The organism is Amycolatopsis anabasis, from assembly GCF_009765355.1.
Taxonomy (GTDB): Bacteria; Actinomycetota; Actinomycetes; order Mycobacteriales; family Pseudonocardiaceae; genus Amycolatopsis; species Amycolatopsis anabasis.
Window position 1 is genome coordinate 228306 of record NZ_VTHK01000008.1, and the last position, 24924, is coordinate 253229.

At 70.9% G+C, this 24924-nt stretch carries 28 protein-coding genes; 17 read left to right on the forward strand and 11 right to left on the reverse strand.

Annotated features, from left to right (window positions below):
• Window positions 1-202: 202 nt before the first annotated feature.
• From FXO23_RS13565 to FXO23_RS13585, 5 genes are all read left to right on the forward strand, one after another.
• Complete coding sequence (locus tag FXO23_RS13565) at window positions 203-1783, forward strand: thiamine pyrophosphate-binding protein (RefSeq protein WP_246257214.1); 1581 nt, start codon at window positions 203-205, stop codon at window positions 1781-1783.
• 372 nt (window positions 1784-2155) lie between these two features.
• Complete coding sequence (locus FXO23_RS13570; protein WP_425484860.1) at window positions 2156-3031, forward strand: acyl-CoA desaturase; 876 nt, start codon at window positions 2156-2158, stop codon at window positions 3029-3031.
• A gap of 21 nt (window positions 3032-3052) precedes the next feature.
• Window positions 3053-3223 carry a hypothetical protein gene (locus FXO23_RS13575; protein WP_158884593.1) on the forward strand — a complete coding sequence of 57 codons (171 nt, stop codon included), beginning with the start codon at window positions 3053-3055 and terminating at the stop codon, window positions 3221-3223.
• A 211-nt stretch (window positions 3224-3434) separates the two neighbouring features.
• Complete coding sequence (locus FXO23_RS13580) at window positions 3435-3638, forward strand: cold-shock protein (RefSeq protein ID WP_158884595.1); 204 nt, start codon at window positions 3435-3437, stop codon at window positions 3636-3638.
• A 336-nt stretch (window positions 3639-3974) separates the two neighbouring features.
• Complete coding sequence (locus tag FXO23_RS13585; RefSeq protein ID WP_158884742.1) at window positions 3975-5162, forward strand: alpha/beta hydrolase family protein; 1188 nt, start codon at window positions 3975-3977, stop codon at window positions 5160-5162.
• A 5-nt stretch (window positions 5163-5167) separates the two neighbouring features.
• Here the strand turns inward: FXO23_RS13585 and FXO23_RS13590 are convergent, their stop codons facing one another.
• Both FXO23_RS13590 and FXO23_RS13595 read right to left on the reverse strand, forming a co-directional pair.
• Window positions 5168-5716 (reverse strand): hypothetical protein, encoded by a 549-nt coding sequence (locus FXO23_RS13590; protein WP_158884597.1) that lies wholly within the window; start codon window positions 5714-5716, stop codon window positions 5168-5170.
• Between the two features lie 54 nt (window positions 5717-5770).
• Window positions 5771-6268, reverse strand: coding sequence for a DUF1453 domain-containing protein (locus FXO23_RS13595; protein ID WP_158884599.1), 498 nt, complete (start codon window positions 6266-6268; stop codon window positions 5771-5773).
• 63 nt (window positions 6269-6331) lie between these two features.
• On the opposite strand from FXO23_RS13595, the gene FXO23_RS13600 reads away from it, so the two are divergent.
• From FXO23_RS13600 to FXO23_RS13630, 7 genes are all read left to right on the forward strand, one after another.
• Window positions 6332-6943 carry a TetR/AcrR family transcriptional regulator gene (locus FXO23_RS13600; RefSeq protein ID WP_158884601.1) on the forward strand — a complete coding sequence of 204 codons (612 nt, stop codon included), beginning with the start codon at window positions 6332-6334 and terminating at the stop codon, window positions 6941-6943.
• A gap of 73 nt (window positions 6944-7016) precedes the next feature.
• On the forward strand, window positions 7017-7199 hold the full coding sequence (locus tag FXO23_RS13605; RefSeq protein WP_158884603.1) for a hypothetical protein: 183 nt from the start codon (window positions 7017-7019) through the stop codon (window positions 7197-7199).
• A 32-nt stretch (window positions 7200-7231) separates the two neighbouring features.
• Entirely contained in the window at window positions 7232-8371 is a 1140-nt protein-coding gene (locus FXO23_RS13610) for a sensor histidine kinase (RefSeq protein ID WP_158884605.1), read from the forward strand.
• Window positions 8368-9006 (forward strand): response regulator transcription factor, encoded by a 639-nt coding sequence (locus FXO23_RS13615; RefSeq protein ID WP_158884607.1) that lies wholly within the window; start codon window positions 8368-8370, stop codon window positions 9004-9006. Before FXO23_RS13610 ends, FXO23_RS13615 begins: the two co-directional genes overlap by 4 nt.
• Window positions 9007-9148: 142 nt before the next feature.
• The gene (locus FXO23_RS13620; RefSeq protein WP_158884609.1) at window positions 9149-10534 is read left to right on the forward strand and encodes a hypothetical protein; all 1386 of its coding nucleotides are present in this window, start codon (window positions 9149-9151) and stop codon (window positions 10532-10534) included.
• The gene (locus tag FXO23_RS13625) at window positions 10534-11499 is read left to right on the forward strand and encodes a glutamate ABC transporter substrate-binding protein (protein ID WP_158884611.1); all 966 of its coding nucleotides are present in this window, start codon (window positions 10534-10536) and stop codon (window positions 11497-11499) included. Before FXO23_RS13620 ends, FXO23_RS13625 begins: the two co-directional genes overlap by 1 nt.
• A gap of 59 nt (window positions 11500-11558) precedes the next feature.
• Window positions 11559-14048, forward strand: coding sequence for a serine/threonine-protein kinase (locus FXO23_RS13630; protein ID WP_158884613.1), 2490 nt, complete (start codon window positions 11559-11561; stop codon window positions 14046-14048).
• Window positions 14049-14076: 28 nt separating this feature from the next.
• Here the strand turns inward: FXO23_RS13630 and FXO23_RS13635 are convergent, their stop codons facing one another.
• The 4 genes from FXO23_RS13635 to FXO23_RS13650 all read right to left on the reverse strand — a co-directional run bounded on the left by FXO23_RS13635 (window position 14077) and on the right by FXO23_RS13650 (window position 17261).
• Window positions 14077-14688: an ESX secretion-associated protein EspG gene (locus FXO23_RS13635; RefSeq protein WP_158884615.1), complete on the reverse strand. Its 612-nt coding sequence runs from the start codon at window positions 14686-14688 to the stop codon at window positions 14077-14079.
• Entirely contained in the window at window positions 14689-14871 is a 183-nt protein-coding gene (locus FXO23_RS13640; protein ID WP_158884617.1) for a hypothetical protein, read from the reverse strand.
• Window positions 14872-14991: 120 nt separating this feature from the next.
• On the reverse strand, window positions 14992-15573 hold the full coding sequence (locus FXO23_RS13645; RefSeq protein WP_158884619.1) for a PaaI family thioesterase: 582 nt from the start codon (window positions 15571-15573) through the stop codon (window positions 14992-14994).
• Between the two features lie 299 nt (window positions 15574-15872).
• A complete protein-coding gene (locus FXO23_RS13650; protein ID WP_158884621.1) occupies window positions 15873-17261 on the reverse strand; it encodes an MFS transporter in 1389 nt (462 codons plus the stop codon).
• A gap of 367 nt (window positions 17262-17628) precedes the next feature.
• On the opposite strand from FXO23_RS13650, the gene FXO23_RS13655 reads away from it, so the two are divergent.
• From FXO23_RS13655 to FXO23_RS13675, 5 genes are read left to right on the forward strand one after another with little or no spacing between them, the layout of a single operon-like run.
• Complete coding sequence (locus tag FXO23_RS13655) at window positions 17629-18099, forward strand: hypothetical protein (RefSeq protein WP_158884622.1); 471 nt, start codon at window positions 17629-17631, stop codon at window positions 18097-18099.
• 14 nt (window positions 18100-18113) lie between these two features.
• Window positions 18114-19271 carry a WXG100 family type VII secretion target gene (locus FXO23_RS52240; protein WP_158884624.1) on the forward strand — a complete coding sequence of 386 codons (1158 nt, stop codon included), beginning with the start codon at window positions 18114-18116 and terminating at the stop codon, window positions 19269-19271.
• Window positions 19268-19567 carry a hypothetical protein gene (locus tag FXO23_RS13665; protein ID WP_158884626.1) on the forward strand — a complete coding sequence of 100 codons (300 nt, stop codon included), beginning with the start codon at window positions 19268-19270 and terminating at the stop codon, window positions 19565-19567. Before FXO23_RS52240 ends, FXO23_RS13665 begins: the two co-directional genes overlap by 4 nt.
• Window positions 19557-20345 carry a hypothetical protein gene (locus FXO23_RS13670; protein WP_158884628.1) on the forward strand — a complete coding sequence of 263 codons (789 nt, stop codon included), beginning with the start codon at window positions 19557-19559 and terminating at the stop codon, window positions 20343-20345. Before FXO23_RS13665 ends, FXO23_RS13670 begins: the two co-directional genes overlap by 11 nt.
• The gene (locus tag FXO23_RS13675; RefSeq protein ID WP_158884630.1) at window positions 20342-20914 is read left to right on the forward strand and encodes a hypothetical protein; all 573 of its coding nucleotides are present in this window, start codon (window positions 20342-20344) and stop codon (window positions 20912-20914) included. Before FXO23_RS13670 ends, FXO23_RS13675 begins: the two co-directional genes overlap by 4 nt.
• Before the next feature lie 318 nt (window positions 20915-21232).
• On the opposite strand, the gene FXO23_RS13680 is transcribed toward FXO23_RS13675, so the two are convergent.
• From FXO23_RS13680 to FXO23_RS13700, 5 genes are all read right to left on the reverse strand, one after another.
• On the reverse strand, window positions 21233-21697 hold the full coding sequence (locus FXO23_RS13680) for a hypothetical protein (RefSeq protein ID WP_158884632.1): 465 nt from the start codon (window positions 21695-21697) through the stop codon (window positions 21233-21235).
• Window positions 21698-21703: 6 nt separating this feature from the next.
• Window positions 21704-22273, reverse strand: coding sequence for a SigE family RNA polymerase sigma factor (locus tag FXO23_RS13685; RefSeq protein ID WP_246257208.1), 570 nt, complete (start codon window positions 22271-22273; stop codon window positions 21704-21706).
• A complete protein-coding gene (locus tag FXO23_RS13690; RefSeq protein WP_158884634.1) occupies window positions 22263-22595 on the reverse strand; it encodes a hypothetical protein in 333 nt (110 codons plus the stop codon). The genes FXO23_RS13685 and FXO23_RS13690 overlap by 11 nt, the downstream gene beginning before the upstream one ends.
• A 94-nt stretch (window positions 22596-22689) precedes the next feature.
• Window positions 22690-23547: a helix-turn-helix transcriptional regulator gene (locus tag FXO23_RS13695; RefSeq protein ID WP_179956761.1), complete on the reverse strand. Its 858-nt coding sequence runs from the start codon at window positions 23545-23547 to the stop codon at window positions 22690-22692.
• A complete protein-coding gene (locus FXO23_RS13700) occupies window positions 23505-24707 on the reverse strand; it encodes a L,D-transpeptidase (RefSeq protein WP_158884636.1) in 1203 nt (400 codons plus the stop codon). The genes FXO23_RS13695 and FXO23_RS13700 overlap by 43 nt, the downstream gene beginning before the upstream one ends.
• Between the last annotated feature and the right edge of the window lie 217 nt (window positions 24708-24924).

Here is a 24924-nt window from a genome sequence, read left to right on the forward strand (position 1 = left end):
ATCGGTCCTTTCGGGCAACCCGAAAAATTCTCACCAATAGCCGATCAACTCTGAGTTGAGCGGGACCCGAATGGACCGCGGGTCATCACTTGACCGGGCTAACCGTTTCTCAATACTGTGGCCTATCAGGTATCACCGGGGCTGGACCGTCGCGCAGACGGCCGTACGCATTCTTTCCGACGCCGGCGTGCGACGCACGTACATGGTGCCGGGCGACTCTTTCCTAGAACTGGTCGACGCGCTGCAGCTCGGGCCGGGTATGACGCTCGTCACCACCCGCCACGAAGCCGGGGCGTCGTTCATGGCCGAGGCCGAGGGGAAGCTGCGGGACATGCCCGCGCTCGTGCTCGGCAGCCGGGGGCCGGGCATCACGAACCTCGCGATCGGCGTGCACACCGCGTATCAGGACGAGACCCCGATGGTGGTCCTGCTCGGCCGCCGCCCGACGAGCATCCTGACCCGGGACAGCGCGGACAGCGTCGACGAGATCGACTCGACCGAGCTCTTCCGGCCGTTCTCCAAGTGGGCGGCCGAGGCCGCGTCGGCCGCCGAGGTCCCCGCCCTCCTCGTCGAGGCGCTCAACCAGGCGCAGTCCGGCCGCCGCGGCCCCGCGGTGCTGTCGGTGCCGTCCGACTTCTGGGTCGCCCCCTTCGACGCGTCGATCGGTGACCTGAACGTCGGCGGCGCGCACAACGGCGCGCTGCACCGCTCCGCCGACGAGGTCGCCGCGCTGCTCAACGACTCCCGCTACCCGGTGGTGATCGCGGGCGCCCGGGCCCGGCTCGCCCGCGACGAGCTGGTGACCGCCGCCGAACAGCTCGGCTTCTCGGTCTACAACGCGTTCCGGCGCCAGGACGCGTTCCCGGAGAACCATTCCCGGTATGCGGGACATCTCGGCATCGGCATCCCGGCCCGCCAGCTCGACGCGCTCGACCGCGCGGATCTGGTGATCTCCCTCGGCGCGCGGCTGGACGAGATCACCACGCAGGGCTACCGCTACCCGCTGCCGTCGCAGACCCTGGTGATGGTCGGCACCGGGCTGCCCGACACCCGCCGCCGCGGCCTGACCTTCCGCGTCGAATCCGAGATCGAGCCGTTCCTGCGCGAACTGCGCGCGGTGGCCGCGCCGCGGACCCGCCGCAGCTCCGCCGCCAACGCCGCGGTGCACACCTTCATGACGCCGCCGGACACCAGCGAGGCCGTGCTCGTGCACCCGGCGGACGTGGTGCGCACGGTCCGCAAGCTCGCGCCCGAGGACACGATCGTCACCAACGACGCCGGGAACTTCGCCGGATTCGTCCACCGGTACTGGTGCTTCACCGCGCCGCGCACGCAGCTCGGCCCGGCGAACGGCGCCCTGGGCTACGCGGTGCCGGCCGCGGTCGCCGCCAAACTCGCCGAGCCCGAGCGCACGGTGGTGGCGATGGTCGGCGACGGCGGCGCGCTGATGACCGGGCAGGAGATCGAGACGGCCGTGCGCTACCGCGCGCCGATCATCGTGCTGGTCTTCCAGAACGGGTTGTACGGCACGGTCGCCATGCACCAGGCGCGCACGCACGGGCGGCTGTCCGGGGTGACGCTCGACGCGGTCGACTTCGCGTCCTGGGCGCGCGGGCTCGGCGCGGCGGGCTACACCGTCGAGGATCCGCAGGACCTGGAGCCGACCGTGCACCGGGCGTTGCGGCACCAGCGGCCGACCGTGATCGACGTGCGCACCGATCCGGACGTGATCACCCCGGAGACCCGGCTGAGCAGCCTCTTCCACGCCGACCGGTCGGTCTGAGATCAGGTGGGTTTCCGGAAGTGGCTCAGCCATGGCGCCCGGGCGGTGGGTCGGGTACCGTCAAGGACGTAGGCAGAGTTGGCCGCTTGAGTCGCGGCGGCCGGCCTTGAAGTGACGCGGCGCAGCCGCTCAAAAGATCGGAGTGCTACGGCGACGGCGATCTGCCGCACCAGGCACGTTGCGGGCAAGGATTTCGCAGCCCCCTTCTGCTAGGAACGCACCTTATTTTCACCCGTTTTTTCATACTGTCGCGCCGTGCGCCCGCCCGGCGTGGTGGATTGATGCCCGATTTCCCCCACACACGAGGAATTCATGACCGGTACCGAGACCCCCACCCGACGACCGAAACCGATTATCTCCGGCCTGAAATCGATGCCGGAACACGTTACGGTGAAAGTGTTCGTGCTCTTGCCGTTGCTGGCACTGGCCGCCGCCGTGCCGTTCGCCTGGGGATGGGGGTTGAGCTGGCTCGACCTGACGATCGGCGCGGTTTTCTTCGTCGTCAGCGGGCTCGGCGTCACGGCCGGGTATCACCGGTATTTCACGCACGGTTCGTTCAAGGCGAAGCGGCCACTCCGGATCGCGCTCGCGATCGCCGGGAACCTGGCGGCGCAGGGGCCGGTCACCACCTGGGTCGCCGACCACCGGCGGCACCACGCCTTCTCCGACCGGGTCGGTGACCCGCATTCGCCGTGGCTGTTCGGCACCGGCCCGCGCGCCCTGGCGAAGGGCTTCTGGCACGCGCACATGGGGTGGCTGTTCGAGCGCGAGGTCACGAACGCGCAGCGGTTCGCGCCGGATCTGCTCGGCGACCGGGACATCCGGATCGTCGACCGGCTGTTCCCGGTGTGGGTCGCGCTGACGTTCCTGCTCCCGGGGGTGGCCGGGGGGCTGCTCACCTGGTCGATCTGGGGTGGCGTGACCGCGTTGTTCTGGGCCGGGTTCGTCCGGGTCGCGCTGCTGCACCACGTCACCTGGTCGGTCAACTCGATCTGTCACATGATCGGCGAGCGGCCGTTCACCAGCCGCGACAAGGCGGCGAACTTCTGGCCGCTGGCGATCTTCTCGTTCGGCGAGTCGTGGCACAATCTGCACCACGCCGATCCGACCTGTGCTCGGCACGGCGTGCTGCGGGGGCAGATCGACATCTCCGCGCGGCTGATCTGGATCTTCGAGAAGTTCGGCTGGGCGTCGAACGTGCGCTGGCCGACTCCGGCCCGGTTGACCCGCATCACCGCACAGCACTAGTCCCGTCCGGAAAGGACCCGTATGGCCGAAGAGGCAACAGGCACCGCGCGAGCGCGCTCCGGTGTGCCGCCGCTGGTGTTCAGCTCGGAGGGTGAGCCCGCCGAGAACACGACCGTCCAGGTCGACCTCGACGTGGTGACCAGATCGCCATTCACCGTCGAGCCCGCGCCGCGGAGCGCGAAAGTTGAATAGCGTGCGAATCACCCGGATGGGCCGGTTGGCAAATCGAGCCGGTCTGTGCTTTACTTGTGGTGGTCTCAAGTTTTTGTGTTCGTGCTAACCCACGCTCGCAAGATCTCGCGGGCGTAGTGGTTCCTCTTCCGGGAAGCAAACCGCCTCGCAGGCGACCCGAGACGCCGAAGTGGTTTCTCGTTTTTGTTTGTTACACATGGAGAATATTTTTATGACTCAGGGCACTGTGAAGTGGTTCAACTCCGAGAAGGGGTTCGGCTTCATCACCCCCGACAACGGTGGCGGCGACGTCTTCGTGCACTACTCGGAAATCCAGGGCAACGGCTTCCGTAGCCTGGAGGAGAACGCCCGCGTCGAGTTCGAGATCGGTCAGGGCCAGAAGGGCCCGCAGGCCACCTCGGTCACCGTCATCTGACGCAGACTTCGAACTGAGAGCCGTCGCCCCGCTTCTGGGGCGGCGGCTCTCTTCGTGCTCACACGTCTTACTTTGCCGGCTCAGTGCGGCCCCGGGGGTCCGAAAGCGCGCGCGCTTTCGGGGGCGCCTGGCTGCCGAAGGGCAACCTGCCACCGCACCGGGACCGGGTGGCGGGGTCGTGAGTCCGGCCGGTTAGAACGGGTCTGGCCACGCACGACCATCGCCCGAACGGTGGGGAAAACCCGAATGAACCCGGGGGCGAACCGGGTTTCCGAGGTCCCGCGGCGCTCCTAGCGTTGACCTCCACAGTGGACGTGAGGAGCGGATGTGCGGAAGATGATCACGGCGGGCCTGGCCGCGATGGCCATGGTCACCGTCGCCACCCCGGTGGCGGCCGAGGGACCGGCCCGGGTGAGCCTGCCGGAACCGACCGGCCGGAGCCAGCTCGGCACCGCCTCGCTGCGGCTGGTGGACACCTCGCGACCCGATCCGCTGCGCGAGCCGGAACAGCCGTTCCGGGAGCTGATGGTGAGCGTGTTCTACCCGGCGCGGGACGCGGACCGGTACCCGGTGGCGCCGCAGATGGGGGCGGGCGCGGCGAAGGCGTTCGACGAGATCGCCGGACCGGCCAACGCGGGCGTGCCCGCCGGACTGGTCGATTGGGCGGCGACGAAGAGCCACGCGCACTCCGGGGCCCCGGTCGACCGGCGCGGCGGGCCGCGGCCGGTGCTGCTGTACTCGCCGGGCGTCGCCGATCCGCGCACGTGGAACGCCACGCTGGTCGAGGACCTGGCGAGTCGCGGGTACGTCGTGATCACCATCGACCACACGTATGAGTCGGCGGGCGTCGAGTTCCCCGGCGGCCGGGTGGCGCGCAGCGTGCTGCTCGACCGCGAGCCGACCCTGGACCTGATGCGTACGGTCCTGGACGCACGCGTGGCCGACACGCGGTTCGTACTGGACTCGCTCGGCGAGATCGGGGCGCGGGTGCCCGGCCTGCGCGGTGCGATGGACCCGGACCGGATCGGCATGTTCGGCCATTCGGGTGGTGGTTTCGCCGCGCTGCAGACCATGCACGACGACCGCCGGATCTCCGCGGCGGTGAACCTGGACGGCCTGCTGTCGATCGGCCACGAGGACGACGGCACCAACCTGTCCACGGTGGCCACCGAAGGGGTGAACCGGCCGTTCCTGCTGCTCGGCCACGAACCGGGCGGCCACACGGCCCGGCCGTCCTGGGGATCGCTGTGGGCGCATTCGACCGGGTGGAAGGCGGACCTGCTGCTGAAGAACTCCGGCCACGCGTCCTTCACCGACGCCGAGGCCCTGCTGCCCCAGGTGGCGGCGCAGGTGAACCTGCCGGAACCGGTCTCGAAGCGGATCGGCGCGGCCGACCCGGCTCGCGTGCTCGCCGCGAACCGGGCCTATGTCGCCGCCTTCTTCGACCGCTTCCTCCGGGGCGCCGACGGCCCCCTGCTCGACGGCCCGAGCCCAGCCCACCCGGATGTGGACTTCCTCCGCTGACGCGGTCATACGTCCACTGTGGACAGCATCTCCGGTTTGCGCGGCGCGGGTTTTCTGGTGCGGCCCCAGGGTTTGTAGACGGAGAGAACCGTGCACGTGGTGTACATCGTGAGCGAGACGGCTCCGGCCGAGAACAGGCCGACCAGGTCGACCGGCGCGAACTGCCCGGCCGGGGTCGCGTCGACCGCGGTGACCAGGTCGTGGATCCCCGGCACCAGGGAGAACGGGGTGAGCAGGATCGCGATCGAGGTGAGCACGAACTTCACCACCACCCACTTGTGCCGGAACAGGCCCCACCGCGTGCACAGCGACAGCACCACACCGGTCGCGAACGCGAGCAGGCTCACCGGGATCATCAGGTAGTCCCCGATCACCCCCAGCGCGCGGAAGATCGCGTGCTGGGTTTCCGGGCGGTCCGCGGTCGCGGCCGCGATCGCCATCGTGACGTTGCCGATGGTCAGGCCGAGCCAGGTCATCGACGTGAGCACGTGCAGCAGCACGAAGAACTTGCGGGTTCGCGGGCTGAGGATTTTCCGATCGGCACGAGTATTCATGCGATTCATGGTCGGCGTCGGCACGCCCGCGCGCGTCGGAGCGGAAGCGGCTTGTCAGCTACGCCGCGCGCCGTACGAGATCCGCTCGCTCGGCGCGAACGGCACGCCGGAGTCCAGGGCGCGCTTGCCGATCACCAGCGCCTCGCCGAGCAGGCTGACCCCGATGGACAGCGGCATCGGCCGCGCGTCGGCGTGCATCCCGCAGGCCACCGCGAGATGACCGAGCCCGAAGTTGCCCGCGAACGAAAGCACCCACACCCCGAAGGTCCACCCGGTGTAGCGCTGCCACAGCACGCCTTCCCGGGTGAACAACCGGATCGTCAGCCCGCGCAGGGCGCCGAAACCAAGCCCGGCGACGGCCCCGGCGCCGAGCCAGACCCCGTCCGTCGGCGTGAACACCGGCAGTTTGACCACGCTGTACCCGCCGATCGCGATCAGGATCAGCGGCGCGCCGAACAACTCGCGCGCGGTGAGCGGTTCCCCGCGCAGGCGCCGGATGATCAGCGCGATCACCGCGGCGGCGATCAGGCCGATCAGCAGTAGTGGATGCATGGGCTCCCCCTTTGTGGCACGGCTATGCCAAATAAGTTAGCAGGGGTGTGCTATAAAGACAACGTGCCCAAGATCGTGGATCCCGAGACCCGGCGCCAGGAGGTCGCCGAGGCGGTGTACCGGGTGGTCGCCCGGGACGGCCTCGAGCAGGCGTCCCTGCGCAACGTCGCCGCCGAGGCCGGGCTGGCGATCGGCTCGGTGCGGCACTACTTCGTCGGGCACGAGGAGCTGATGGTCTTCGCCATGCGAGCCCTGTCCGACCGGGTGGGCAAACGTTTGCTCGCGCACGTCGAGCGGCTCGGCGACCCCGCCGCGGACCGGCGTCGCCTCACCGAGGACCTGCTCGCCGAGCTGCTGCCCCTGGACGAGAACCGGCGGGAGGAGACCGTCGTCTGGCTCGCCTTCACCGCGGCCGCGCGGACCCGGCCGGAACTCCGCCCGCTGGCCGACGAGTCCTTCGACGGGGTGCGCGCGCTGGTCCGCCGGGTGCTGCTCGGCATCCACGCGCGCGGCCGCCTCCTCGGCGGGCTGGACCTGGAGCTGGAGACCGAACGGTTCGCCGCGCTCCTCGACGGGCTCGCCCACGACGCGGTGTCCCATCCGGACCGGATGCCGTCCGAGCTGATCCGCCGCGTCCTCCGGCGGCACCTCGACTCGCTGGTCACCGCCGGCTAGGCGGCGATCTCCACCCCGATCTCCACCCCGGAGCGGTCCAACTCCACCCGGCCCGCCGCCTACCTTCGGCGCCATGGACAAGAACGAACTCCTCCGGCTGGCCGCCGGGAAGGCCCAGGAATCGTTGCGTGGAGGGAAGATGAACGGCAAGGCGTGGCTCGCGGTCCTGGTGGTCGGGGTGCTGGTGCTGCTCGGTTTCCTCGCCTACCGGCTGATCCTGGTCGAACTGATCACCAACTTGAGCGGCCACCGCTGACCCCCGGCCCGTCGATGCGGTGAGATCGGGACATGGCCGGGAAACGCCCCCTGCTGCCGGACACGATCGCGCCCGGCTGGCTCGTCGTGCACGTGCTCGGCACGTTGTTCATCGCCGCGACCCTGCTCACCGCCCGCGAGGACACCGGCTGGATCTGGGCGCTCTACGGGGCCAGCGCCGCCTGCTGGACCGCGTTCGTGGTGCTGGACCACCGGGCCGCGGCCTGGGCGGCTGGCTGCCTCGCCGTCTCGTCCCTGCTGCCGTCGGCGGTACTGGGCCTCGCGGACGACTCGTCGGCGCTGGTGCTCGCGTTCATCACGCTCGGCCGGTTCGCGGCCCTGCTCGCGCCGAGCGTGACGGTGATCGTGCTGCTGGGCCTGCTCGACATCGCCGCGGCCACCGCCGGCAGCCTGCCGGCGGGCCGGTCGCCGCTCGAGGCGGGCGCCGACCTCGGGCTGCTGCTGGTGATCGTGCTGCTCGGGCTGAACCGCCGCCAGTACGAGGTGCAGGCGAACCAGGCCGAGAAACTGCTTGAGCAAACCCACCGCGCGCAGGCCGAACACGCCCGCGCCGCCGCGCTCGACGAGCGCACCCGGATCGCCCGGGAGATCCACGACGTGCTCGCCCATTCCCTGGGCGCCCTGGGCATCCAGCTCGAGCTGGCCGAGGCGCTGCTCGCGGAGAAGTCCGATGTGGACGGTGCGCTGGCGACGGTCCGGCGGTCGCGGCGGCTGGCCGCCGACGGGCTCGCCGAGGCGCGCAACGCGGTCGCCGCACTGCGCCAGGACGTTCCGTCGCTCACCGGGGCGCTGCGCGTGCTGACCGAGGACCACCGCCGCGATCATCAGTCCGATGTGGACTTCCGCGCCGAGGGGGCCGAACGCGCGGTGTCCTCGGCCGCGACGGTCGCCCTGCTGGGCACCGCCCGGGAGGCGCTCACCAACGCCGCGAAACACGCCCCGGGCTCGCCCGTCACCCTGGCGCTGGAGTTCGCGGACGGGGCCGTGCGGCTGCGGGTGGGCAACGAACTGCCCACCACCCCCGGGGACCGGTCCGGGCCGGGCGGGTTCGGGCTGTCCGGGATGCGCGAGCGGCTCGCCCTGGCCGGTGGCACGCTGAACTCCGGGCCGCGGGGCCCGGAATGGCAGGTGTACGCGGAGGTTCCGGAGTGATCAGGGTTGTGGTGGCCGACGACCAGCAGGTGACGCGGGAGGGATTGGTCGCGCTGCTCGGCCTGGTCGACGACGTCGAGGTGGTCGGCTCGGCCGCGGACGGGCGGCAGGTGCTGGACCTGCTCGCCGAGAAACCCGCCGACGTCGTGCTGATGGATCTGCGGATGCCGGTGCTGGACGGGGTCGAGGCGACCCGCCGGATCACCGGGGAGCACCCCGGCACCGCGGTCCTCGTGCTCACCACCTACGCCGACGACGAATCGATCGCCGGGGCGTTGCGTGCGGGTGCGCGCGGCTACCTGACCAAGGACGCCGGGCGCGTCGAACTCGCGGCGGCGCTGCGCTCGGCGGCCGCCGGTCAGTCCACATTCGACGCCGCCGTGTCCGACCGGCTCGTCGCCGCGTTCAGCGGGCGGCGCGCGGCCGCGAAACCGGAACCGCCGGACGGCCTGACCGCCCGCGAGGCCGAGGTGCTCGGGCTGATCGCGGGCGGGCTGAGCAACGCCGAGATCGCCGCCGAACTGTTCATCGGCGAGGCGACCGTGAAGACACATATCAATAACGCCTTCGCGAAGATCGGCGTGCGGAACCGGGCCGAGGCGGTTCGCTATGCCTACCGCCATCAGCTCGGCTGATCTCCGGCTGCGCTTTTCGAGTGACTTGGGACCGGTGAGCCGCCGGATCGTGGGGGATTCGAGCGTGGTGTCCCGGGACGGCGGCGGACTCGGCTACCTTCTTGCGGGTGCGGGCACGTGGTGAAGGCGGAGGATGGACACGATGACGAGCACGGCGACCCGGCCCGAAGCTCCCGGGGGCGGGCGGGCGCTCCAGGCGCGATCCGGCCTGGCCGGACTGCTCGACCTGCCCGCGCAGGCCGTGCGCGGCGTGCTCCGGTTCGCGCGCACCACACCCGGCAGGCTCTCGGTGATCGCCGTCGGGCTCGTCCTGCTCTCGCTGCTCACCGGGGTCATCGGGGTGATCGCGACGCAGGACCGGAAGGACACGATCAACGACCTGATCGACCACCGCGAACCGCTCGCCGCGGCCGCCCAGCAGGTCTACCGTTCGCTGTCCGACGCCGACGCCACCGCGGCCAACGCGTTCCTGTCCGTCGGCGCCGAACCGCCGGAACTGCGGGAGCGCTACGAATTCGACATCGCGCAGGCGGGCGCCGCGCTGGCGAAGGCGGCGTCGGACTCGGCCGGGGTCGCGGACGCGGCGCAGAAGGTCGGCGTGCTCAGCCAGCAGCTTCCGGTCTACGCCGGACTGGTCGAGACCGCGCGGGCGAACAACCGGCTGGGCTACCCGGCGGGCGCCTCCTACCTGCGCGAGGCCTCCGAGCTGATGCGCGCCAGGATCCTCCCGGCCGCGCAGGACGTGTACCGGATCGACACCGACCGCCTCGCCGCGGAACAGGACGACGCGACCGGCTTCCCGTGGCTGACCACGCTGCTCGTGCTCGGCCTGCTCGCGGCCCTGGTCGCGACCCAGATCTACCTGACCCGGCGGACGAACCGGTTGCTCAACGTCGGCCTGGTCGTCGCCACCGGCGCGGTGGTGCTGATGGTGCTGTGGGGCGCGGTCGCCCTGGTCGTCCAGGGAATCCTGGTGGGCAGCGGGAAGGACGACGGCAGCCACCAGGTCGACGTCCTGGTGCGGGCCCGCATCACCGCCCTGCAGGCGCGCGCGGACGAGACGCTGACCCTGGTCGCCCGCGGGGACGGCGCCGCCTACGAAAAGGACTTCGCGGGACTGGCCGTGCAACTGGCCGGGGAGGACCGCAAGGGCGGGCTGCTCGGCGAGGCCAAGGGCCTGGTGGCCGGGCAGGCCGGTGCGCGGCACGTCGAAGCCGCGGTCGCCGACGCGGACGCGTGGCTGCGCGCGCACGCCGAGGTGCGCAAGCGCGACGACAGCGGGGACTACGACGACGCGGTGAAACTGGCCATCGACATGAAGTCGCCGGACAGCGCCGCGGCCGCGTTCGCACGCCTGGACAAGAACCTCGTCGAGGCGATTGACGTTGGGCGGCAAGGGTTTCTGGACGAGACGCGGGGCGCGGACCGGGCGCTGACCCTGCTCCCGGCCGGGGTCGCGGTACTGGCCGTGGTGGCCGCGGCGGGTGCGACCATGGGGATCCGGGAACGCCTGAGGGAGTACCGCTGATGAAGACATCGAAGAAACTCGCCGCGCTCGCGGCGGTGCTGGCCGTGCTCGCCACCGGATGCGGCAGCGCGGGGGAACCGGTCGACCCGGCGCCGGTCGGGTCGGTGCAGCGGCCGCAGCCCGCGCACGTCGGCGGCGCGGACACCAAGGGGGGCGGCCCGGCGGCGCCGAACGACTGCGACAAGCGGAGTCTCGCGCCGACCAACGGCACCGCCATCGCCGACGGCTCCACCATGAGCAAGATCAAGAAACGCGGCAAGCTGATCGCCGCCGTCGACCAGACGAACTACTCCTTCGGTTACCGCAACACCACCAACGGGAAGCTCGAGGGCTTCGACATCGACATGGCGAAGCAGATCGCGGCGGCGATCTTCGGCACCGCGGAAAACCACATCCAGTTCAAGGCGATCCCGTCGTCGCGGCGCGAATCGGTGCTGCAGAACGGGGAAGCGGACATCGTGGTGCGGACGTACACGATCAACTGCGAGCGGCTGCAGAAGGTCGGCTTCTCGTCGGTGTACTACGTGGCGCACCAGCGGGTCCTGGTGAGCAAGAACTCCCCGGTCCAGGGGCTCGGCGACCTCGGCGGCAAGAAGGTGTGCGCCACCAGCACCTCGACCTCGCTGAAGAAGATCGCGACGGCGGACTCGAAGCCGATCCCGGTTTCGGTGGACAACTGGTCGGACTGCCTGGTGATGCTGCAGCAGGGGCAGGTGGACGCGGTCTCCACCGACGACGTGATCCTGAACGGGATGGCGCAGCAGGACCCGACCACCCACGTCGTGGGCGACGCGCTCACCGACGAGCCCTACGGCATCGGGATTCCCAAGCAGAACGAGGACATGATCCGGTACGTCAACGCGGTTTTGGAGTCGGTGCGGGCCGGGAAGTGGAAGGAGAGCTACAACCAGTGGCTCGCCGCGAGCCTCGGTGACGCGAACCCCCCGGCCGCCAGCTACCGCTGAGCCAGGGTGCGCGCACTAGGATCGATGGGAACGCACGCGGGAGCTTCTGGGAGGTAGCTGTGTCTGAGGAGCCACGCCGTGCTCGGCACCGTGCGCCGGACGAGGAGCCGGAGGCCGAAACCTGGGTCCCGCCGGAGCGGGCGCGGAACCCGGAGATCCCCCCGGCCGCCCCGCCGCCGAACCGGCCGCCGGTCGCCCCGCGGAACCCGGTGACGCCGCCCGCGCCGCAGCCCGGTGCGGCCCAGCCGACGAGCGTGCTCGCCGCGCCCGCGCCCGAGACGCAGAGCATCGTGCCGCCCGCGCCCCGGCCGGAGCCGAGCGGCCCCGGCGTGCTGCCCGATCCCGGCACGGAAAGCGTGCTGCCCGAACGCACCAGCGACGGCCGCCACACCGGTCCGGGCACCGGCCCCGGGACCGGCCCGGGCACCGGTTCCGGCGCTTTTCCCGGCACCTCCCGGCGGACCGGTTCGCGCACCTCGCGGCGCGGCCGGCTCGGCGCCGGGCTGGTCGACGTGCCCCAGGTTCCCTACCGCGACCCGGCCTCGGCCGTACTGTCCGATCCGGTCGTGTCGGAGGAGAAACGCTTCTGCGGCAACTGTTCCGCGAAGGTCGGCCGGGGCGAGAACGGCAAACCGGGTGCGCCCGAAGGAACTTGCCCGAACTGCGGCACGCAGTTCTCGTTCGTTCCCCGGCTCCGGCAGGGCGAGGTGCTGGGCGGGCAGTACGAGGTGCTCGGCGCGCTGGCCTACGGCGGGCTGGGCTGGATCTACCTGGCGCAGGACCACAACGTCAGCGATCGCTGGGTCGTCCTCAAAGGACTGATCGACACCGGGGACGCGACCGCGCTGGCCGCGGCGGTCAACGAAACCCGGTTCCTGGCCGAGGTCGAGCACCCGAACATCGTCAAGATCTACAACTTCGTGCAGCACCCGGACACCAAGACCGGCACCTCGGTCGGGTACATCGTGATGGAGTACGTCGGCGGGCAGTCGCTGCGCCAGCTCGCGCTGGCCCACCACCGCTCGGCCGGGCGCGCCGAACCGCTGCCGATCGGGCAGGTCATCGCCTACGGGCTGGAGATCCTGCCCGCCATCGGCTACCTGCACGGGCAGGGCCTGCTCTACTGCGATCTCAAGCCGGACAACGTGATCCAGACGCACGAGCAGCTCAAGCTGATCGACCTCGGCGCGGTGCGCCGGATGGACGACTACGAGAGCCCGCTGTTCTTCACCACCGGGTACAGTGCGCCGGAACTGGCGAATCAGGGTGCCTCGGTGGCGTCGGACCTGTACACCGTCGGCCGCACGCTCGCGGTGCTGAGCTTCGAGTTCACCGGGTACACGACCAAGTACAAGAGCACGCTCCCCGGCCCGGACCAGGTGCCGCTGTTCGCGCTTTTCGGTTCGTACTACCGGTTCCTGAAGCGGTCCACGCATCCCGACCCGGACCGCCGCTTCCTGTCCGCCGAGGACATGGGCGATCAGCTGACCGGGGTGCTGCGCGAGATCATGGCGCTGGGCACCGGAAAACCGCGGCCCGGCGCGTCCACGGTGTTCGGCCCGGAGACCAAGACGTTCGGCGTGGACATGGTGGTGCCGGACCCGGGGCGGCGCGTGCCGTTGCCGGATCCCGCCGAGGTGGTCGCCGGGCTGCCGATCCCGCAGGTGGACACCGGGGACGCGGCCGCGGGGGTGCTGGCCTCGACCACGGCCGCCGATCCGCGCGAGGCCATCGAAGCGCTCGCCGGGGCGCCCCGCGAGTCGATCGAGGTGCGGCTGCGGATCGTCCGGGCCCGGATCGAGCTCGGCGAGCTCGCCGAGGCGAACCGGCAGCTGCAGGCGGCCCAGTACCTGGCGATCAAGTCCGGGTACCCGCACGACTGGCGGATCGACTGGTACCGCGGGCTGATCGAGCTCGCCGGGGGCCGGGCGCGGGTCGCGCACGTGGCGTTCGAGACGGTGTACGACGAGCTGCCCGGCGAGATCGCGCCGAAGCTCGGGCTCGCGGTCAGCGCCGAGGCGGTCGGCGACTACTTCGGCGCGGCCCGGTACTACGAACTGGTGTGGAAAACGGACCATTCGTACGTCAGCGCGGCCTTCGGGCTCGCGCGGGTGTACCTCGCGCAGGGCGCGCGGGCCGGGGCGATCGAGGTGCTGGGGACCATTCCGGCCTCCTCGACGCACTACGTCGCCGCGCAGGTCGCCGCGATCAAGATCAAGGCCCGGGGCGCCGGGGCCGATCCGGCGTCGCTTTCGGAGCAGGACCTGGTCGACGCGGGCGTCCGGCTGGAACGGCTCACGCTGGACGCCGAGCGGCGGGCCCGGCTGTCGGCGGAGATCCTGGAGGCCGCGCACGCGTGGGTCCGCGCGGCGCCGGACCGGACCAACGGCCGCACGGCCACCCTGCTGGGCTGCGAGCTGTCCGAGCGGGAACTGCGGTTCGGGCTGGAACGCTGCTACCGCGCGCTGGCCCGGCTGGCGGGCACCGCGGACCAGCGGATCGAACTCGTCGACCGCGCCAACGCCATCCGGCCCCGCACCCTCACCTGACCGCGATTCGGCGAGGAGTCGCGGGGGCTCAGCCGACGAAGTGGCGGGTGAGGAGCTCGCTGAGCTGGCGGGTCAGGTTGGCGTCGTCGGCCGGTGCCACAGTGCCCTGGCGCCGCCCCTGCTCGGTCATGCAGTACCGCCCGTCGGCGTTGTCGATCCACGCGAGCGTGCCGAGCTGGCGTTCCCGCCCGTCCCGGCCCCGGGCGAACGCGGTGAAGTAGCCGCTCCGCAGCCGCGGCCGCGCGAAGATCGCCTGCGCGGCGTGCAGATCGCTGGCCACCGCCACCCCCGGCGCCGCGCGTTCCCGCGGCAGCAGGTGCACGCATTCCCGCTCCACCGACTCGGGGTAGATGAACTGGAAGAAGAACCGTTCCGCCTGGTGCACCGCGAGCACCGCCTGCTCGCCCTTGACCGCGACCCGGGCGAGCAGGTTCCGCCCGCCGGCGAGCACCCCGCAGACCGCGACCGCCCGCTGCGACCCGGCCAGCAGGGTCAGCGCCCGCTCGACGTCCGGGCTGGGCGTCTCGGCCCCGTTCCGCGGCCCGTCCGGCACGGTGAACGGGAAGACGTGCTGGCCGAGCCCGAGTTTCCCCCACAACGCGTCCATGGCCTGCTGCGGCAGCGAGAACGACCGGAGCATCTATTCGGCCTGTTCCGCCAGGTCGAGGCCGCGTGCCCGCGCCTCCTGCTGGGCGCGGTAGCCGTCGTTGAGCCGCTGGATCCGGGCCTGGAACTCGCCCGGCTCGGTCGCGGCGTGCAGCTCGGCCAGCGACGCCCGCAGGTCGAACTCCGCGGGATCCGGGTTTTCCTCCGCGAAATCCATCCTTCCCCCCGCCGAATCAGCGTGGCACAGAATCGAGCACCCATTATGACCGGAAAACCGGTGCTCGGCGCGCTGAAACGATCGGGAGCCACCGAAAGTTGTACTGCGTTCAACCCTCGTCTAGGGGTTGATGTCCCAGTCCTTTTCCGGTTTCTGCCGCCGGGCCGCGGCGAACTTCTCCAGGGCCTGGGCGTCCCCGTGCGTCGTGAAATGCTCGAAGCCGACCATGACGAACAGCGCCCGCGCCCGGACCGCGACCGGCCCGTCCTCGGCGTCGAGGCGGCCGTCCGCGCTGACGTAGATCTTCCGGCCCGCCACCCCGTCCAGCCGGGCCGTGATGTACAGGGTCGAACCGACCGGCACCGGCCGCCGGAAATCGGTCTCCAGCCGCCCGGTCACCGCGGGCCGGCGCAGCAGGTTGCCGACCGTCGAGCCGAGCGCCTCGTCGAACGCGCAGGCCAGCAGCCCGCCGTGGGCGAGACCGGGGGCGCCCTGATGGGCCTCGGTGACGGTGAACTGCGCGTGCACGGTCTGGCCCTCGCCCATGGCCGACCGCATGCGCAGCCCGCCTTCGAGCTCGTCCCCGCAGCCGAAGCACTCGGCGTAGTGCACCGGCAGCTTCTCGCCGGGTGCGGGCGCCTTCGGGTGGGCGACCGCGGGCTCGACCTCCACCGGCGGCCAGGGCTGCGCTGTCCTGTTCATCTCCCAACGTTAACCCGCTTCTTTACCACCGCCACACACGAGGTGATCGGACGCACGAATTGCCCCGTTGAGCCGTGGTCGTGCCGTCCCGTGCACCGCGGGTTGGTGCCGCGGACGGCGCCGGGTGAGGGTGGGAGGCGTGTCGGACGCGGAGATCTCGCGGTCGCTGGTCGCCGCATCGGCGTTGGCCCGGGCGCTGAGCGGGGCGCTCGAGCTGGCCCCGGAACGCGATGCGCCCCGCGTCACCGGGACGCGGGGCGCATCGGCCTTGGCGATGGTTCTTGCGGAACCGGGAGCGGTTACGTCGTCGCCGGAGCGGGCTGCACCTGCGGATCGGTACCCACCGTGCGGGAGTTGATGATCCGGCGCAGCGACACCCCGGAGGTCTCCGGCAGCAGCAGGATCGGCACCGCGGCGATGGCCGCCGCCCCCATCAGGTAGAACGCGGGCCACAGGTTGTTCCCGGTGGCGCTCACCAGGCTGCTGACCACGTAGGAAGCCGTCCCGCCGAACGCCGCGGTGGACACGCTGTAGCCGATCGAGAAGCCGCCGTAGCGCTCCGGGGTCGGGAACATCGCGGGCAGCGTGGCGGCCAGCACGGACAGGATCATCACCAGCGGGATCGCGATCATCACCACGCCCAGTGCGAGCTGCAGCCAGTTCCGGTCGTCCTTGGCCGCTTCCATGATCGAGAACGCCGGGATGGGCAGCGCGAGGAAGAGGGCGCAGCAGGTGATCAGGATCGGTTTGCGGCCGATCCGGTCGGAGAGCGTCCCGAACGGCACGATCACGATCAGCATGCCCAGCACCGCGCCCAGGATGATCAGCAGCGGGGTGTGCCCGGTGAAGCCGACCACGTCCTTGAGGTAGGTCTCCAGGTAGGTGATGACGATGTAGTTGGCCACGTTGATCAGCACGACGATGCCGATCACGTGCAGGATCGAGGTCCAGTGCTTGGTGAGCAGCGCCTTCAGCGGCGACTTCTCGACCTTCTGCTTCTTCTCCAGCTCGACGAACAGCGGGGTGTCCTCGAGCTTCATCCGCAGCCAGAGGCCGACCAGGCCGAGCGGGCCCGCGATCAGGAACGGCAGGCGCCAGCCCCATTCGCGCATGGTGTCGTCGCCGAGGATCACCGTGAACAAGGTGACGAAACCGGCGCCCATGGCGAAACCGGTCAGCGTGCCGAACTCCAGCCAGCTGCCCCAGAAGCCCCGCTTGCGGGCTGGCGCGTACTCCGCGATGAACGTGGCCGCGCCGCCGTATTCGCCACCCGCCGAGAAGCCTTGGACCCCGCGGAGCAGGATCATCAGCACCGCGGACGCCGGTCCCATGGTCTCCCAGGACGGCAGCAGGCCGATGACGAACGTGGAGCCGGACATCAGGATGATGGTCAGCGCGAGCACCCGCTGGCGGCCGATCTTGTCGCCGAGCGGGCCGAACACGAAGCTGCCGAACGGCCGCACCACGAAGGTGATCGCCAGGACGGCGAAGGTGGCCAGCGCGCCTTCCTCGAGGCTCCCGGCGTTGAAGAAGACCTGGCCCAGGATGGCGGGCATGAAGCCGAAGACACCGAAGTCGTACCATTCGATGCAGTTGCCCATGGCCGATCCGGCGACCGCCTTGCGGATCTCGTGCGGTGGCGCCTCAGCGGGCGCATCACCGTCGACCTGTAGTGCCTCTTCGGCCATGGAAAGTCCTCCCAGCCAGCCCTCGCTTGTTGCTCAATAACCCTCTCGGGATCTTCGACCGTAGGTGTTTCACCGCAGTTGTCCAGTCGACTCCTGCCATTTGGCAGGCGTCCATAGCCCGTTCAGGTGATGTCTGCGCAGGTGGGACGGGTTCATGAAATTTTTCCCCTATTCCTGCGGAACGGGCCCCTGCCGGGCGCGTCGAAGCTGTTGGTGAGGCCGAGAAGTTGTCCGGCGGTGCCGCGAACGTGACCGTTCGTGCACTGGATAGGGTCGACGCGGAGTAATCGCGCGATGCTGGTCTCGCCGCCTTGACAGCGGCAAGATGGGGATGCCCGTTCGCCAGGTGACATGAGGAGGAGCCGGCGTGGAGAGGGTGCGCACGATCGAGCAGGCCAAGGCGCTGCATAAGAAGTACGCGGGGGAAGACGGGGACCCGAAGCACATTTCGGGCGCGCGCGACGTCGCCGAACCGACCGGCGCGGGCTCCGCGGGCGTCCAGGCGGAGGACAAGAACGGGATCGACCTCGATCCCGAGGCGCTCGCCGCCGCCGAGCGCAAACTGGGGCAGCACTACTTCGAACTCGCCGCGTACCTCGAGCAGGCCAAACGCCTCGAAGGGCACCTGCAGGACGGGAAGAGCCCGGTGGCCAAGCCGATGGGGCACGCGTTCAACATCCGCGCGGGCGTCGACGAGGGCGGGGTGCAGGCGACCCTGCGCGCCTATCTCGAGGAACTCGCGGCGCTGCGCGAGTCGATCAGCCAGGCCGGGGCGACCCACCGGACATTCGACGAGGACTCCGCGGCGGACCTGCGGCCGCGCGAATCGGACCGCTAAGGGGTGAGCGGGCTATGACTCTCAAGTACAACAAGCACCGCAAGAAGCGGTACTACCACGACGACCACCCGCTGAGCCGGAAGGCCAAGCTGCGCAAGGCGCGGCTGGAACGGCAGCGCCGGGCCAACCTGAAGGACAGCGCGTTCGGCAAGATCAACTGGGACGCCTACGAGCACCGCCAGCTCTGGGACATGATCAAGTCCGCCGAACCGGGCGCGATGGGCCAGCGCGCCCACGACTGGGCCAAGCTAGCGTCCAATGTGGACTCCGCCACCAAGGAGGTGCAGAAGACGCTGCAGGAGCTTCTGCTGTCCTGGCGCGGGAAATCCGCGGTGACCGCGGCGGAGTCGTCCACCCAGCTCACCACCTGGGCCAGCGAGGCGAGCCAGACCGCGCGGCACATCGGCGAGGGCCTGGACACCTACACCGCGGCGGTCGCCGAGGCGAAGAAGAAGATCCCGGAGCCGGTGCACCCGTACCTGGAGCGGTGGTTCCGCGAGGGGTACGACATCAACGCGCTGAGCGGCCCCAACGGCGCCTACCTGATGAACCAGCTCCTCGACGACCACCTGCCGTCGAAGCAGGAGGCCACGCGCGCCAAGCAGGAAGCGGTGCGCGTGATGGACGAGTACGAATCGGCGAGCAAGACCGTGCACGGTTCGCTGCCCGGTTTCCAGGGCGCGCCCGCGGTCACCCAAGGCGGAACGTTCGGCGCGACCGAGGCGCCGCCGGGTTCCGGCGGCTCGCCGGCGCACGATCCCGCGGAGAGCACGACGGCGTCCTCGGCGGTCACCGTGGATCCGTCGCTGATCGGCGCGGGCACCGGTGGTCCCGGTCCCGGCGGCACCGGTTACGGCTCGACCGGCAGCGGTCCCGGCGCGATGTCCGGGGTCGGCGGCACGGGTGGTTACGGCGGCGGTCCGGGCGCGAGCGGCCCGGGAATGGCGACCGGATCCGGCGTCCCGGGCGGCGGTATGGTCGGCCCGTTCGCGGCGAACGCCGGTGCGGCGGGCGCGCGCGGCGGCCCCGGGATGGGCGGTTTCGGCATGTACCCGCCGATGGCCGGGGCGGGCAATTCCGAAGAGGACAAAGAACACACCAACCGTTATGACCTGGGACTGGATCTGATGGACGACCTGCCTCCGGCGTACCCGCCGGTGTTCGGCCAGTGAGTGATTACGAAGCGGATTTGCCCGGTATGGCGGAAGCCATCCGCCTGCTGGACGACGTGACCCAGCAGCTCACCCCGGTGCCGCCGGTGCTGGAAGGCGGCGCCGGCGGCGATCTCGGACCGGCCGGGATCACGCCCGCCGCCGAGGAACTCGCGGCCCGGTGGGCGGAGCGGACGCGCGCCGCCCAGGACCAGGCCGCCGACGCGCTGGCCGGGCTCCGCGCGGCGCGGCACCACTACCGGTCGGCCGATGAGGAAGCGAGTTCGCGACTCGACCGGTTCTCCGATGGCGCCTGACTACCGGGGTCTGGGTTTCGATCCGGCGCCGGGCAGCCGCGACGCCGTCGCCTCCTCGGGGGCTCGGCTTTCCGAACTCGCCGAACGGGCCGGGACCGCCGAGGCCGATCTGCGCCGGGTCACCGGGCTGCCCGCGGGCTGGGCGGGCGAGGCGTCCGACGCCTTCGTCGCCGGGCTGTCCGCCCTCGCGCGTTCGCTGGCCACCGTGCGGGCGGAATTCGTCGCCGCGGCAAGGGTTCTGGACGACTGGCTGGACAAGCTCGCGCCGAACCAGCGGGCCGCCGAGGAACTGGACCGGCAGGCCGTGGCGCTGCGCTCGCGGCTCACCGAAGCCGAGGACATCCTGCAGCGCCTCACCACCGAGGCGGATTTCCTGAACGGTCCCGCGCGCGAAACCGTGGATCAGGAGATCACCGAGATGCGCCGCCGGCACCAGCGGTACCGCACGGATCTGGACCGGATCCTCGACCGGGCAAGGGATCTCCGGCACGACCACCTCGCCGAGGCAGCGCGGGTCGCCGAACGGCTCCGCGCGGTTCCGGCCGACGGCCCGCCCGAGGCTTCGCCCTTCGCGGCCGATCCGTTCCGCCCGGCGACGACGAGCCTGGATCGCTGGTCGTCGCTGTCCCGGCAGGTCACCTCGGTGCTCAGCCCGCTCGGGTCGACCGACAGCGAGAGCGCGCCCCCGCCGCCCGGCGCCGCGGACGCCTTCGCGGCGGCCGTGGCCGGGCCACCCGCGGATCCGTGGTCCTCGAACCCCTTCGAGAGCGGCCGGTGAGACTGCCCTCGGTTCCCGGGATCACCCCGGTTTCGCTGCGTTCGGTGGAGGCCACCACGGCGGAACTGGCGGAACTGCTCGTCCGGCTGCGCGGTGCGGACGCCGCGCGGGACCCGGGGCTGGAACTCGCCGCCGCCGAGGCGGCGGAACTGGCGCACGAGCACGGGGCGGGGCTGGTCGCGGTGGTGGAGCACGCGGCGGCGGATCCGGCGATCCTGGTCGCCGCGGTGATCGGTGTGGACCGGCCGATGGACTTGGACGCGGCGGCGGAACTGCGGTACTACCTGGCCGATTCCGGTGGCCCGGACATCCGCGAGGTCACCCAGGCCCGCACCGCCACCGGGTATCCGGTGGTGATCGCCGAGCGGATCCTGGTGACCGATCAGCTCCGCTCCGGCCCACCGGCGGGCGCGCAACTCCAGGCGGTGGTGGTGGATCCGTCCGTGCCGCGGATCGCGGTCTTCACCCTGCACTCGCCGACCGGCCGGGGCTGGCTGGAACTGGCGACCGTGATCGGCACTCTCGTCTCGGGCGTCGACTTCGGCGCCGTCCCCTCCCCGGCCCGCTGACCCGACTCGCTGACCCGGCCCCATTTACCCGGCCCCGCCGACCCGGCCCGTTGACCCGGCCCGCTGACTTGACCCCGCAACCCCAGCCTGTTAGCCCCGCGCCCACTGGCCCCGCTACCCCCCGGCACATGAACGGTCCATTCACGCCGTGGGGGGAACCCCTTGATTCAAGGCTAACGCTCCCCACCGACATTTCCGGGCGCCCAGGGACTCTCGGCGGGCGCCCAGGGCACTCTTGGCGAAGAGTGCCCTCCTTGCGCCCGCGACTACCGCGATTCGCTGAGATACCGCGATTCGGCGCCGAATCGCCCCGGTCGTTCAGGGAGCGGAAGTGGCGGTCGGCACGCTGGGTTGGCCGGGCGGGGAGACGTGTGCGCCGCTGGTCGTCGGGCGGGGATTGCGGGTCGTGGCGCCCGGGCGCGGGTTCGATTCCGGTTTCGGCGGCGCGATGCTGGCGTGCGGCGGTTCCACGCTGGTGCGCGGCTGGCTGGGTTGTTCGCTCGGCGAGGGAATCGGGGGACTGGTCGCGGGCGGCCGGGTTTCCAGGACCGGCGGCGCGGCCGGTTCCACCGGGAGGGGCGGAGCCGGTCGCTGCCCGAGCACCAGCACGGCGGCGGCGACCACACCCGCCGTCGCCACCGAACTCCCGGCCACCGCGAGCCGTTTGCGCCGCCGCCGGACCCGGCCGCCGCGCTGGATGATCGCCTCCGGCGAAAGGGTCAGCGGCGGCTGCCCGTCCGCGACCGTTTCGGCCAGGATCTCGCGAATTTCGTTCTCGGCCACGATTCGTCACCTCCCCTCTGCCGCGTTGGACAGGATTTCGCTGAAATGCGGCCCCAAGCGCTGCCGCAGGGTCACCAGGCCGCGGGCGCTCTGGCTCTTGACGTTGCCGGTGGAACAGCCGAGCGCCTCGGCGGTTTCCTCCACGCTCAGGTCGTTCCAGTACCGGAGCACCAGCACGGCCCGTTGTTTCGGCGGCACCGCGGACAGCGCGTGCAGGACCAGCATGCGCTGCTCGGTGCCGCCGGGCTCCGCCCCGGCCGCCTCCGGCGGGAGATCGGTGAGGTACTCCTTGCGGCGCCACGGCCGCCGGCGTTCGGCGAGGAACGTCCGCAGCACGATCTTGCGCGCGTAGGCGTCCAGCGCGTCATGCCGGGCGAGCCGTGGCCACGCCAAGTACAGCTTGAGCAGCGCCGCCTGCGTGATGTCCTCCGCGTGGTGCCAATCGCCGCACAGCAGGAAAGCGGTGGACCGCAGGGAGTGCGCGCGCAGCTCGAAGTACCGGGCGAACTCGCCGTCCCACGGCGAACTCCGCCCGGCACCCCGGTCGCGCTCGTTGCCCACTAAGTCAGTTGCCACCAACCGCCGGGCACGCCTTCGCCGGGCAGTCACCGGTCGGTCCCGCCGGGACGGCGGTCGGCACCTTGGGCGCCGGCCCCTTCGGCTTGGTCGTCTCGGCCGGTGCGGCACTCGGCGGTGTGTTCGGCCGTGGGCGCGTCGGCGCGGGGGTCGCGGTCGGCCGCGGGGCTTCGGTCGCCGTCGGCGCCGAAGTGGGAGCGGGTTGCCCGGCCACCGGCTTCGGCGGCTCGGGCGCCGGGCTGGCGCTGGCCAGCGCGGTCCCGGTGACCGCGCCACCGGCGAGCAGCAGGGCTCCGGCCCACAGAGCGATACGCGTGCGCAATGGATCTCCTCGATGTCTTCGGTTCCGCGCCGCCCCTGGCGACGCCTTCGCCGTTAGACATGCGTGCCCCCGCGCCCGGGGTTGCATCGAATTCTCACCGGCCCGCCAGTTCCCGGTCCCGGTACTCGCGCGGGGTCGCGCCGACCACTTTCCGGAACGTCCGGGAGAAATGCGCGGCGTTGGTGAACCCGCAGTTCTTCGCGATCTCCCCGATGCCCTGCGACGCCTTGGCCGGGTCGCCGAGCAACGCCTTCGCCCGCTCGACGCGCAGCGCGCGGATCCGTCCGGACACCCCGTCGCCGTCGTCGAAGAGCTGGTAGAGCCGGCGCCGCGAGATGAACAGCGCGTCGGCGATCCGCTCGGCGCACAGGCCCGGTTCGGCGAGGTGGGTCTTGATGTAGTCGATCGCCTCGCGGCGCCGGTTGCCGAGGACGTCGGCCCGGTCCAGTTCGGTGCGCAGCGCGCTGCGCAGCACCAGTTCGGCCAGGCCGAGCAGGTGGTGGGCGATGCCGTGCGGATCGAGGGCGGGCGCCGCGGCGAGCAGGTGCTCGATCGCGCCCGCGAACACCTTCTGCAGCACCGCGTCCACCGCGACCGGCTGGAACATCAGCGGCCGCAACTCACCGAACGACAACGACAAGCGGGCGGTGGACACGGTGAGCATCACCACGCCGTGCCCGCCCGGACCGTCCTGTGTGGACACCGGAAGCAAGTGCAGGGCGGAGTCCGGGAAACGCAGCGTGGAGCCGGATTCGGCGACCACCGCCGGAATCGGGCAGCGCATCAGGAGCTGGACGCGATCCGGCTCGCCGCCCTTCGCGCCGCCGAGCGCGCGCAGCGCGGCGCTGGCTCCGGAAGCGCGAACGACCAGGAAGCCGCTCGCGACTTCCTGGCCGTCCGCTCGCTCGGTCAGCTGTTCTTCAGCGCGGACTTCGCGGTCCAGTCTTCCCATGAATAGGTCCAGTCCGCGTAGTCGCCGTCCTCGGGACCCAGTTTCTGGGTGCTGCCCTCGATTTCCACCGGGTCGCCGGGCAGGACGCCGTCGTAGTACTCCTTGGCGTTCTTGGGCGACAGGTTCAGGCAGCCGTGCGAGATGTTCTTCTTGCCCTGGGCCCACATCGACGCGGCGAGGCCGTGGATGAACTCGCCGTTGTTGGAGATCCGGACCGCCCACGGCACGTTCACGTCGGTGTAGTTGTAGCGCGGGTTGCTCATCGAGTAGGTCGCGTGCTTCGACATCACGATGTGCGTGCCGCTGTTGGTGACCCGGCCGGGGTCGGAGTCCAGCCCGTAGCTGACCGGGTAGTCGGCGACCTGCTGGCCGTCCCGGATGACCTGCATGCGGTGGGTTTGCGTGTTGCCCTTCACGATCTGCGAACGGCCGATCTTGAAGGACGCGCTGACGTCTTCCTTGCCGTAGACGCCGTCGCCCATCTTCACGCCGTACAGCTTGGCGGTGACCTTCACCTGGGTTTCCGGCTTGTAGTACTCCTTCGGCCGCCAGTGCACCGAGGTGTCCCCTTCGAGCCAGGCCCAGGAGCCTTCGGTCTTCGGGGTGGTCTCGACGGTGAGCGCCTTCTCCACCGCGGCCTTGTCGGTGACCTTGCTGGGGAAGGTCAGCGCGATCGGCATCGCGATGCCGTAGGTCTGGTTGTCCCCGACGTTGAGCTGACCGTGCAGCTGCTTGCGCGGGGTGACCGTGTCGAACGAACCGGACAGCTGCACCGGCTGGCCGTCACCGCCGATCGCGGTGCCGTTCCAGGTGTAGGTCTTGCCGTAGCCGAGCGGTTCGGCGGTGTTCCAGGTGCGCTTGTCCTCGGTGAGCTGACCCTGAACCTGCTTACCCTCCGCGTTGGTCAGGGTGACCGTCTGGATAGTGCCGTCGGTGACCGACACCTTCACCGGTTCGCCCGGCGCGACGTCCTTCGCGCCCGCGGCCGGCTGCGCGATGATCTTCGCGCCCGCGGGGGCGCCGTGCCCGCCGCCGGTTCCCGAATTCTGGTTTCCCGCCGGGGTATCCGATCCGGACGAGCACGCGCCCAGCCCGATCACGACGCTCAGCGCCAGACCGGCCAACGCGAAACGACGGTGCCTGGTGTGCTGTTGTGTCACCTATCTGCCCCTATCCCCGATTCTCCCCTGTCCCCACAAGTGACGCCTGACCGATCCCGAACGTTGAGCCAGCGAAACGTGACGAAGGTCACGCCGGAAGGTGGTCGTTCAACGTGGGCGGGCCGCGCTTCGCCCCAGGCAGGAGGCGAGGTCGGCGACGGTCGGCGCGGGCGTCAGCCTAGCGGGTGGGTCCGACGGTATTGGTAGCGCCGTACAA

Bases quoted from the DNA above. Each gene is read 5' to 3' on its own strand.
- FXO23_RS13565 (WP_246257214.1), top strand. From the start codon at position 203: ATGGTGCCGGGCGACTCTTTCCTAGAACTGGTCGACGCGCTGCAGCTC.
- FXO23_RS13570 (WP_425484860.1), top strand. From the start codon at position 2,156: ATGCCGGAACACGTTACGGTGAAAGTGTTCGTGCTCTTGCCGTTGCTG.
- FXO23_RS13575 (WP_158884593.1), top strand. From the start codon at position 3,053: ATGGCCGAAGAGGCAACAGGCACCGCGCGAGCGCGCTCCGGTGTGCCG.
- FXO23_RS13580 (WP_158884595.1), top strand. From the start codon at position 3,435: ATGACTCAGGGCACTGTGAAGTGGTTCAACTCCGAGAAGGGGTTCGGC.
- FXO23_RS13585 (WP_158884742.1), top strand. From the start codon at position 3,975: ATGATCACGGCGGGCCTGGCCGCGATGGCCATGGTCACCGTCGCCACC.
- FXO23_RS13590 (WP_158884597.1), bottom strand. From the start codon at position 5,716: ATGAATACTCGTGCCGATCGGAAAATCCTCAGCCCGCGAACCCGCAAG.
- FXO23_RS13595 (WP_158884599.1), bottom strand. From the start codon at position 6,268: ATGCATCCACTACTGCTGATCGGCCTGATCGCCGCCGCGGTGATCGCG.
- FXO23_RS13605 (WP_158884603.1), top strand. From the start codon at position 7,017: ATGGACAAGAACGAACTCCTCCGGCTGGCCGCCGGGAAGGCCCAGGAA.
- FXO23_RS13610 (WP_158884605.1), top strand. From the start codon at position 7,232: ATGGCCGGGAAACGCCCCCTGCTGCCGGACACGATCGCGCCCGGCTGG.
- FXO23_RS13620 (WP_158884609.1), top strand. From the start codon at position 9,149: ATGACGAGCACGGCGACCCGGCCCGAAGCTCCCGGGGGCGGGCGGGCG.
- FXO23_RS13625 (WP_158884611.1), top strand. From the start codon at position 10,534: ATGAAGACATCGAAGAAACTCGCCGCGCTCGCGGCGGTGCTGGCCGTG.
- FXO23_RS13635 (WP_158884615.1), bottom strand. From the start codon at position 14,688: ATGCTCCGGTCGTTCTCGCTGCCGCAGCAGGCCATGGACGCGTTGTGG.
- FXO23_RS13640 (WP_158884617.1), bottom strand. From the start codon at position 14,871: ATGGATTTCGCGGAGGAAAACCCGGATCCCGCGGAGTTCGACCTGCGG.
- FXO23_RS13645 (WP_158884619.1), bottom strand. From the start codon at position 15,573: ATGAACAGGACAGCGCAGCCCTGGCCGCCGGTGGAGGTCGAGCCCGCG.
- FXO23_RS13650 (WP_158884621.1), bottom strand. From the start codon at position 17,261: ATGGCCGAAGAGGCACTACAGGTCGACGGTGATGCGCCCGCTGAGGCG.
- FXO23_RS52240 (WP_158884624.1), top strand. From the start codon at position 18,114: ATGACTCTCAAGTACAACAAGCACCGCAAGAAGCGGTACTACCACGAC.
- FXO23_RS13670 (WP_158884628.1), top strand. From the start codon at position 19,557: ATGGCGCCTGACTACCGGGGTCTGGGTTTCGATCCGGCGCCGGGCAGC.
- FXO23_RS13695 (WP_179956761.1), bottom strand. From the start codon at position 23,547: ATGGGAAGACTGGACCGCGAAGTCCGCGCTGAAGAACAGCTGACCGAG.